Source organism: Streptomyces sp. NPDC030021, assembly GCF_055574035.1.
This window is the reverse complement of sequence record NZ_JBVIAH010000040.1, coordinates 25646-33476: the sequence shown is the minus strand read 5'-3', so window position 1 is coordinate 33476 and position 7831 is coordinate 25646. Positions and strand designations below refer to the sequence as shown.

The following is a 7831-nucleotide window of genomic DNA, read 5'->3' as shown; positions in this document are numbered from 1 at the left end:
GTCTGGCCCTCGAACTGGGGCTCGCCCAGCTTCACCGAGATGATCGCCGTCAGACCCTCACGGATGTCCTCACCCGCGAGGTTGTCGTCCTTCTCGCGCAGCAGCTTCTTGTCCCGCGCGTAACGGTTGACGACCGTCGTCAGCGCGGTACGGAAACCTTCTTCATGGGTGCCGCCGTCGTGGGTGTGGATCGTGTTCGCGTACGAGTACACGCTCTCGGTGTACCGGCCGTTCCACTGCATCGCGATCTCCACCGACAGCAACCGTCCCGGGTCCTGCGCCTCCACGCCGATCACGCTCGGGTGCACCGGCTCGCCCTTGCGGCCGCCCAGGTGCCGGACGAAGTCCGCGATGCCTCCGTCATACCGGTAGGACACCACCCGCGGTGACCCCTCGTCGTCGTACTCGGCCGCCGCGGCGGTGGCGCGCTCATCGGTGAGGGTCAAGGTAAGACCCTTGTTGAGGAAGGCCATCTCCTGGAAGCGGCGTGAGAGCGTCTCGAAGGAGTACTCGGTCGTCTCGAATATGGCGTTGTCGGCCCAGAAGGTGATCGTGGTGCCGGTCCGGTCGGTCTCCTCGTGACGAGCGATCGGTCCGGTCGGCTCTCCGCGCTCGAAGATCTGGCTCCACCGGAACCCGTCCGCCAGGACCTCGGCCGTCAGGCGGGTCGACAGGGCGTTGACCACGGACAGGCCCACCCCGTGCAGACCGCCGGAGACCGAGTAGCCGCCACCGCCGAACTTGCCGCCCGCGTGCAGCACCGTGAGCACCACCTCCAGCGCCGGCCGGCCCGTCCCCGGGTGCAGCCCGACCGGGATCCCGCGGCCGTTGTCGGTGACCCGTACTCCGCCGTCGGCCTGGATCGTCACGTCGATGGTGTCCGCGTGCCCGGCCAGGGCCTCGTCCACGGAGTTGTCCACGATCTCCTGCACCAGGTGGTGCAGGCCCCGCGCCCCGGTCGAGCCGATGTACATGCCGGGACGTTTGCGGACCGCGTCCAGGCCGTCCAGAACCTGGATCGCACGCGCGTCGTAGGAACCGGGCACAGGGCCCGCGTTGGTGATCTTGGAGTTGGTACTGAGTGCCGGAACGCCGGATTCGGTCAAGGCGATGCTCACTTTCAGACACGACGAACTCAGCTGTCGCGCACACGCACGACAGCGATGGGGACGCTGACTGGTGGGCCGCTCCAGGGCATGGCGAAGCACGCCCTCGGCCGTTGAAGTCCGGTCGCGCACCTCGTGACCGGACTGCTCCACTGTACCGGCCGACCCGACTCGCGATAGGGCAAGAAGGCCCCCAGGCGGCACTGCGAGGCGATACCAGGAGGGGAGATTGATCCCCCCATGAAAGTTTCACCAGAAGGGCTCAGATCGCCCTCCACGGGCTTTGCCGGGCTGTCTGAGGTGAGCGATCAAGGCACGAGTTCACCATCACACCGTGTTGCGTGGTGTTGCGATGGCGCCGCACCGGACGGGCCGCATCCGACCTCCTCGATGAGCCCCCTTACGGGCAGACCTCCGCCCTGCGTCGGCGCCTCCCGTATGGTTCTCTTGATCGTTTTCGGCGTCGGGGGGACACGGGGCATGGGCAGGCAAGGCACGAAGCGGATGGCGGCGGCGCTCGGAGTGCTCGGTGCGCTCGGGGCCGGATGCGGGCCGGAGGCCGGCGGAGCGGCGTCACCCGCCGCCGTGTCCACCGCCCCCGGCGCGCCGGGCGCGTCCGCCTCTGCGAGTACGGCGGGCGGGCCCGGCGCGCCGGGAAGCGCAACACCGGGTCCGGCCGCCGGCCGGCTCGCACCTGATCCGGGCACCCGTCCCACCACCGTCGGACTTCCCGTGATGGAACAGCTGGAGTGCGAAGAGGGGAGTTCCACGTTCCGATTCGGCGACGGCTGGGACCTGCGCCTCTCCGGTGTGGACGACCTGACCCCGCGTTCGAACGGCACCGACGAGACCGTGACCACCTGCCGGGGCTTCCCGCTCATCAAGCTGACCAAGTCCGGGATGACGGTAGCCGCGCCGGACCTCATCGCCCGAACAGAACTCTTCCACGCCGTGCCCGACCCGGTGGCCGCCGTGCAGAAGGCGATGGCCGCTTCCCTGCCGCCCGGCGGACAGCGGGCAGCAGTGGGCGAGCCGACCGTCGTCGCCGCCGGAACCCTGGCACTCGCCTGTCGGCACAACCTCGCCGACGGCTTCCCCATGGCCAGTTGCTTCTGGGCGGACTACGGCGCGGTCGGCGCGATCGACTACTTCCCGCCCGGCGGCAACCGGCACTTCGCCATGACGCAGGCGGTCGAGCGGACCAAGGAGTTCGCCGGCACAGCCCTCCGGGACGCCGGCGGCCGCTGACGCCTGGCTGTGCGGGTCCACCCCGCATGGCCGTCCCTCGTGCGCAGTCGTCACGGAAGAGCACTCAGAAGCGCTCGGTTGGCCTGTGCGAGCACTCCAATTGACCACTCGGTCTCAGGACTTGTGGTCGCCACGAACGGCTGGGAACCATCGTCCGTGCACATCGGCACGCGGCGGGCGCGCGCGTCGATCCCCTGCCGTCCGCTGTCCTTCGGCTCCCCGGCGGCCGCCGGGGCCGCGCCGATCTCCTCCGGCCAGTCGACGGGAGCACGGTCCGTCCTGCTCAGGATCCCGGGATCGGAGGGAACTCCACATGGTGCGGCCCGTTCCGGTAGGCATCGCGGACGCTGTGGCCGAGGCCGCAGCCGATCAGCGTCCGGGCAGGTCCCGTCCGACTCGACCGCGACCACTGCGGCCGGCAGGCGATGCCCCAGGCCGATCATCGCAGCGCCGTGCACAGTGTCCGGCGTCAGGCGTCAGGCGTTCGCAGCTGGTTGGCGTGCGGTGAGCTCCGCCTTGTGCAGCCAGTCGATGTACCAGTGGGCGAAGGTGATCGGCTTCCCCGCCTGGTCGAGGAGCGGGACGAGGTCGGCGTCGTCCGCCCGGCAGTCGGACCAGATGGTGCCGCGGTGGGTGCCGTTGACGATCAAACACTCCCGCTGAGCGCAGCCGAGGTGGGAGATCACGATGGCGCCGGCCGTGCGCTCGGGGGCGAACATCAGGGCGTCCCAGCGTTCGTCCCACGCTTCGATGGCGTCGTCGAAGTCCTCGATCTCGCCGAAGTCCTCTTCCTCGGGACGAACAGCGAGAAGTGCGTCGAGGTCTTCGGGATCCGGACCGTGGTCAGGGAAAGGCTGGGCGAGCATGGCCGGATCGGCCAGGTCTGCGCCGTCCCCTTCCCAACGCCAGCGGCCTTGCACGCGGCGAACGGGGAAGAGGCCGTACGCAGGACCCGCGCCGCCTGCACCCACGCAGGTGAGGAAGCTCCGGTAGTCATCCGGCAACCGCACACCTACCTGCGCTTCAAGTTCGGCAAGTCCGTCGTCGTCCAGCGGGTCTTCCAGGACCCACCCGTGCCCGAGCGAGCCGAACACCTTGCCGTTCGACGGCTGGGAGCCCAACGCGACCACACGCTGACGTACCCCGCTCCACTGCTGATCGACCATACCCAGACCGTACGCGGTGCCAGTGACAGCGGACCTGAAGCGCTCAGCCGTACGTCGGTGGAAGGCCCCGCCTGCCTCGTGTGCGGCAGAGCGTGTGAAACTCCTGCCACAGCTGCCCTGTCCCGACCGACCGGGCAGCACCGTCACGGGGGTGGGGGCGTACATGAGTGGGACCGAGAACATCATCGAAACCGAGCCCGAAGCCGCGCCCGACGGCGGGAGCGGCGCCAGGAACAGAAAGAGACTCAAAGCGACCGCCGTCGTGCTCGCCGGACTGGGATTCATCATCGGCGGTTCACTGCTGGCTCCGGAGCCGGAGCCTTCCGGGTGGGTGGCGGAGCCGGCCTCGTCGGGGCTCCTGTACTCCGGTCCGGGGCCGACGATTGAGCAGGTCACGGCGGACTTCGAGGCCGCGACCGGCACTGCCGGGCTGGGGCCGGTCGCCCCGCCCCTGTCGTTCATGGTGCCTGGGTGCCTGGCACCCTGGGAATCCTACGAGCACGTGAGCGACGCGCGGTTGGCCGCGCTCCTGGACGGCCTCACCAGCCACCGATGGCGGCTCACCGGGCGATGGAAGAGGCCCCCCACCGTCGCGTCTTCGCTGACCAAAGGCACATGGCATCTCCTGGTGGTGCATGAGAAGAGGCCCGGCGCGCGTGAGCGTCTCTCGCTCCTGGCCACGAACAGCACTCCTGCCTGTGAGGAGGCGTTCAAGCAGGCGCAGGCTGCCGGCACCCAAGCCGTCTAGGAGCTGTCCGGCCGGTCTCCTGAGGGCGGAAGAACGGGAGGGCGCGGATCGTCGAGCGGCTCGACGCGGACTGGTACGACCTCGCGGTCTCTTCGGGCCTGTTCGATGATCGGCGCGAGTTCCTCCTGCCGCTTCCCCAGGGCACCCGTTCGCACCGCGCCGCCCTGCAGCGCCTGCACGGCCACCCAGTCGGCTGCCGGACGGGGTGCCGGTCCGACTCGGATCAGCGGGTCGGTGTTCACCGGGTCATTCATCGGCCGCCAGGGTGAGGGTGCAGCTGGACCAGCCGGTGCAGTCCCGCTCCGACAGTTCCTGTTCCTGCTCCTGCGGAAGCAGTTCCAGAGCGTTGAGGTCGGTCGTCGTCCCGTTCATCGCCTTGCCTCTCTCCTCGAACCTCTCGGGTCACCTCGGCCCGACAGAAGGTCGATACCCCGACAAATCCACATAACACCGGACTTGGGGATTTCTTTGCACTCCGAGTGCAAATACTTACGGTCGGCCCCGTTCGCGCCGACGGGAAGGCGTGACGGGGCGGGCATAGACTGGTGAGCTGCGCACACGGACCGTGAACGCCTGAGGATCCGACGAGGATCCAGGAGAGCGCCGACCCCCATGACCACGCATCCGGATCCGCATCCGCCTCCCGCCCGGCCGCACGACGAGTCGGCCGACTCGTTCCTGCTGCTCGATGTGACACGTGCGGTGCTGAGTCGCTCAGGAGGTCAGCGGTGGACCGTGCAGCCGACGGATTCGTGGTGCTTCGCACGGCCTCCGGACATCGCCGTGCGGCGCGCACACGGGTGGAAGCTCCACGTGTCGGCGACGCCACTGTCGGCCGCCCTCGTTCTCGCCCGCTCGGCGGAGGTGCTCGTACGCCGCACGGCTTCCTTCAAGTTCGCCGTCGATCTTGAACGGGTCACACGTCTCGGGGACGTCTGGCACGACCGGGGCACGGGCGGGAAATTCATCACCGTGTACCCGGAGGACGACGACCAATTCCGTATCCTGGCACGCGAGTTGGACGTCGCGACGGCCGGGCTCAGCGGACCGCGGATCCTGTCCGACAGGCCGGTGCGGCCCGGCAGCCTCGTCTCCTTCCGGTACGGGCAGTTCAGCGGCGACATGATCCTGACCGACGACGGTGTCCTCGAACCCTGGATGACCGGCCCGGACGGCAGCAGGATCAAGGACGAGCGCACCGCGGGGTTCGTCTTCCCGCCATGGGCCACCTACCCCTTCCCCGACGAATCCGTCGCCCCCACGACGGCGGCACCGGTGCTGCTAGGCGGGCGGTTCAAGGTGGTGCGGGCCATCCGGCACGCGAACAAGGGCGGCGTCTACTGGGCGTTGGACGAGCGAACGGGCCTCGAAGTCATCGTCAAGCACGCGCGGGCCCACGTCGGGGCCCGCCTGGACGGAACCGATGTGCGCGACCGGCTGCGGGACGAGGCCCGGATGCTGGATCAGCTCGCACCGCTGGGGGTCACGCCCGGGAAGGTGCATCTGTTCGACGAGCAGGGGGACTTGTTCCTCGCCGAGGAGCTCGTGCCTGGACAGCCCCTGCACCTGTGGCAGTCGGCGCGCGCCCGGGACGGCGGACCCGGCGCGGACGAGGCGGCCGCGACGGTGACCCGGCTGGTGACCCTGCTGCGGACCGTTCACGAGGCAGGGTTCGTGATCCGCGACTTCAAGCCGCACAACGTCATGGTCGCCCCGGCCGGGGACCTCCGGCTGATCGACACGGAGTACGTCGTCGAAGCGGGGCAGGAACGGGCTCCCGCGTACACGCGGGGATTCGCCGCACCCGAGGTCAGAGCACTGGGCCTGCACGCGTCGCCCGCGGAGGCCGCCAAGGTGGCCGGACCGGAGGCGGACCGCTTCAGCCTCGGGGTGCTCCTCTTCTCCGTTCTGACCGACCTCGATCCACGGTGGGCGGCCGGCTGGACCGACGGCGTCGTCCGGACGCAGGACGCACAGCCCACGCTCCCGCTGATCGCTCTCGCCCATCCCGCGCTGGCACCGTTCGGCGAACTGATCGACGGCCTGACCCGCCCCGACCCCGGCGCCCGCTGGCCCCTCCCGCACGCCCTGGCCTGGCTGGCCGGGCCGACCGGGCCGAGCACCACTGCGCCCGGGGCCCCGGCCGCGGCCACGGCCACGGCCCCGCGAGCCGCACTCCCCCGTACCGGCAGGCGGCCATCGACCGGCTGCTCGACGACGGTCTCACCCACCTGCAACGCACCATGACCCCCTGGCGCGCCACCCTGTGGCCCGCACCGGAATGGAACGTGCCGCGCAGCGATCCCTGCAACACCTGGAACGGGGCGGCCGGCGTGCTCGCCACCCTCACCCACGCCGCGCGGGCCCGCGGAAGCACCTCCCTGCTCGCCACCGTCGCCGAGGCGGCCCGCTGGCTCGACGAGCGCCTGTTCAGCGTGGACCGACTGCTTCCCGGCCTGTGCTTCGGCCGTTCCGGCACCGCCTGGGCGCTCTACGACGCCGCCCGGCTGCTCGGTGACACGGCCATGGCCGAGCGGGCGATCACGCTCGCCGAGCGGCTCCCGACCCGCTGGCCGAGCCCCGACGTCACCCACGGCCTCTCCGGGGCGGGCACCGCGCGCCTGCACCTGTGGCGGGCCACCGCCCGCGACTCGCTCCTCGACACGGCGCTCGCCTGCGCCGATGCCGTTCTGGACGCCGCCGACCGGGCGGACGGCGACTGGACCTGGCCGACCTCCCACGACACGGACTCCGTACTCGCGGGGGCGCACACGTACGGCTTCGCCCACGGGACGGCGGGTGTCGGAAACTTCCTCCTGGCCGCCGCGGCCGCCGCCGAGGCCCGCGGGCGCACCGGGGACGCGGGCCGGTTCGCGGCCGCCGCCCTCGGCGCGGGCGACACGCTCGTCAGAGCCGCCCGCGTCGAGGACGGCCGGGCCGCGTGGCCTGCCGAAGTGGGGGGCGAACCGCAGTTCCGGCCGGCCACACAGTGGTGCAACGGGCCCGCCGGCATCGGCACCTTCCTCGTCCGGCTGGGGTCGGCCACCGGTCTGCGGCGCTTCGCGGACCTCGCCGAACAGGCCGCGGCGGCCGTCGTCGGCGATCCGTGGCGGGCCATCGCGGGCGCGTGCTGCGGAAACGCGGGGACCGGACACTTCCTCCTGGACATGGCCGAGATCACGGGAGAGGCCCACTACCGTACGCACGCCGAGGGCATCGCCGCGGTCATCGACGCCCAGCACTGCGCGTCCGGCGGGCTGCGCCTCGTCGCCGATGCCACCAGCGGCTCGGAGTACGGGAACGGGGCGGCGGGGATCCTCGACTTCCTCCTGCGGCTGCGCCACGGCGGTCCGCGTCCATGGTCGGTGTCATGGGCCTCCGCGTCGCCGGCAGCGGGCCAGGCAGAGGGCCAGGCAGACGGCGCGGCAGACGGCCCGAACCCCTGACAGCACGCTCGCGCCGTGCGTATGCTGAACGCATTGATTGCACTCCGAGTGCAATCAATGCCCGTCAGGGCTCCCCTCCCGTACGCGGACCCGCACCCCGTGCGGGAGGGGTGCCGC

Annotated in this window: 8 protein-coding genes; 4 read left to right on the top strand and 4 right to left on the bottom strand. The window is 70.8% G+C overall.

The window, feature by feature from the left end:
* On the bottom strand, positions 1–1064 hold a 1064-nt coding region (locus tag ACZ4YL_RS40495; protein ID WP_468123451.1), incomplete at its 3' end, for an ATP-binding protein.
* A 522-nt stretch (positions 1065–1586) separates the two neighbouring features.
* Between ACZ4YL_RS40495 and ACZ4YL_RS40490 the strand changes: the two genes are divergently transcribed.
* Complete coding sequence (locus ACZ4YL_RS40490) at positions 1587–2354, top strand: hypothetical protein (protein WP_468123450.1); 768 nt, start codon at positions 1587–1589, stop codon at positions 2352–2354.
* A gap of 476 nt (positions 2355–2830) precedes the next feature.
* Here the strand turns inward: ACZ4YL_RS40490 and ACZ4YL_RS40485 are convergent, their stop codons facing one another.
* A complete protein-coding gene (locus ACZ4YL_RS40485; protein ID WP_468123449.1) occupies positions 2831–3520 on the bottom strand; it encodes an SMI1/KNR4 family protein in 690 nt (229 codons plus the stop codon).
* Between the two features lie 163 nt (positions 3521–3683).
* Between ACZ4YL_RS40485 and ACZ4YL_RS40480 the strand changes: the two genes are divergently transcribed.
* Positions 3684–4268, top strand: a complete 585-nt coding sequence (locus ACZ4YL_RS40480; RefSeq protein ID WP_468123447.1) for a hypothetical protein — start codon at positions 3684–3686, stop codon at positions 4266–4268.
* On the opposite strand, the gene ACZ4YL_RS40475 is transcribed toward ACZ4YL_RS40480, so the two are convergent.
* Positions 4265–4522 carry a hypothetical protein gene (locus ACZ4YL_RS40475; RefSeq protein WP_468123446.1) on the bottom strand — a complete coding sequence of 86 codons (258 nt, stop codon included), beginning with the start codon at positions 4520–4522 and terminating at the stop codon, positions 4265–4267. The two genes, ACZ4YL_RS40480 and ACZ4YL_RS40475, sit on opposite strands and share 4 nt — an antisense overlap.
* Positions 4515–4640, bottom strand: coding sequence for a hypothetical protein (locus ACZ4YL_RS40470; RefSeq protein ID WP_468123445.1), 126 nt, complete (start codon positions 4638–4640; stop codon positions 4515–4517). The genes ACZ4YL_RS40475 and ACZ4YL_RS40470 overlap by 8 nt, the downstream gene beginning before the upstream one ends.
* Positions 4641–4880: 240 nt before the next feature.
* Here ACZ4YL_RS40470 and ACZ4YL_RS40465 point away from each other — a divergent pair, with 240 nt between their 5' ends.
* Complete coding sequence (locus tag ACZ4YL_RS40465; protein ID WP_468123444.1) at positions 4881–6515, top strand: class III lanthionine synthetase LanKC N-terminal domain-containing protein; 1635 nt, start codon at positions 4881–4883, stop codon at positions 6513–6515.
* Complete coding sequence (locus ACZ4YL_RS40460) at positions 6512–7714, top strand: lanthionine synthetase LanC family protein (RefSeq protein ID WP_468123443.1); 1203 nt, start codon at positions 6512–6514, stop codon at positions 7712–7714. Before ACZ4YL_RS40465 ends, ACZ4YL_RS40460 begins: the two co-directional genes overlap by 4 nt.
* Positions 7715–7831 lie beyond the last annotated feature (117 nt).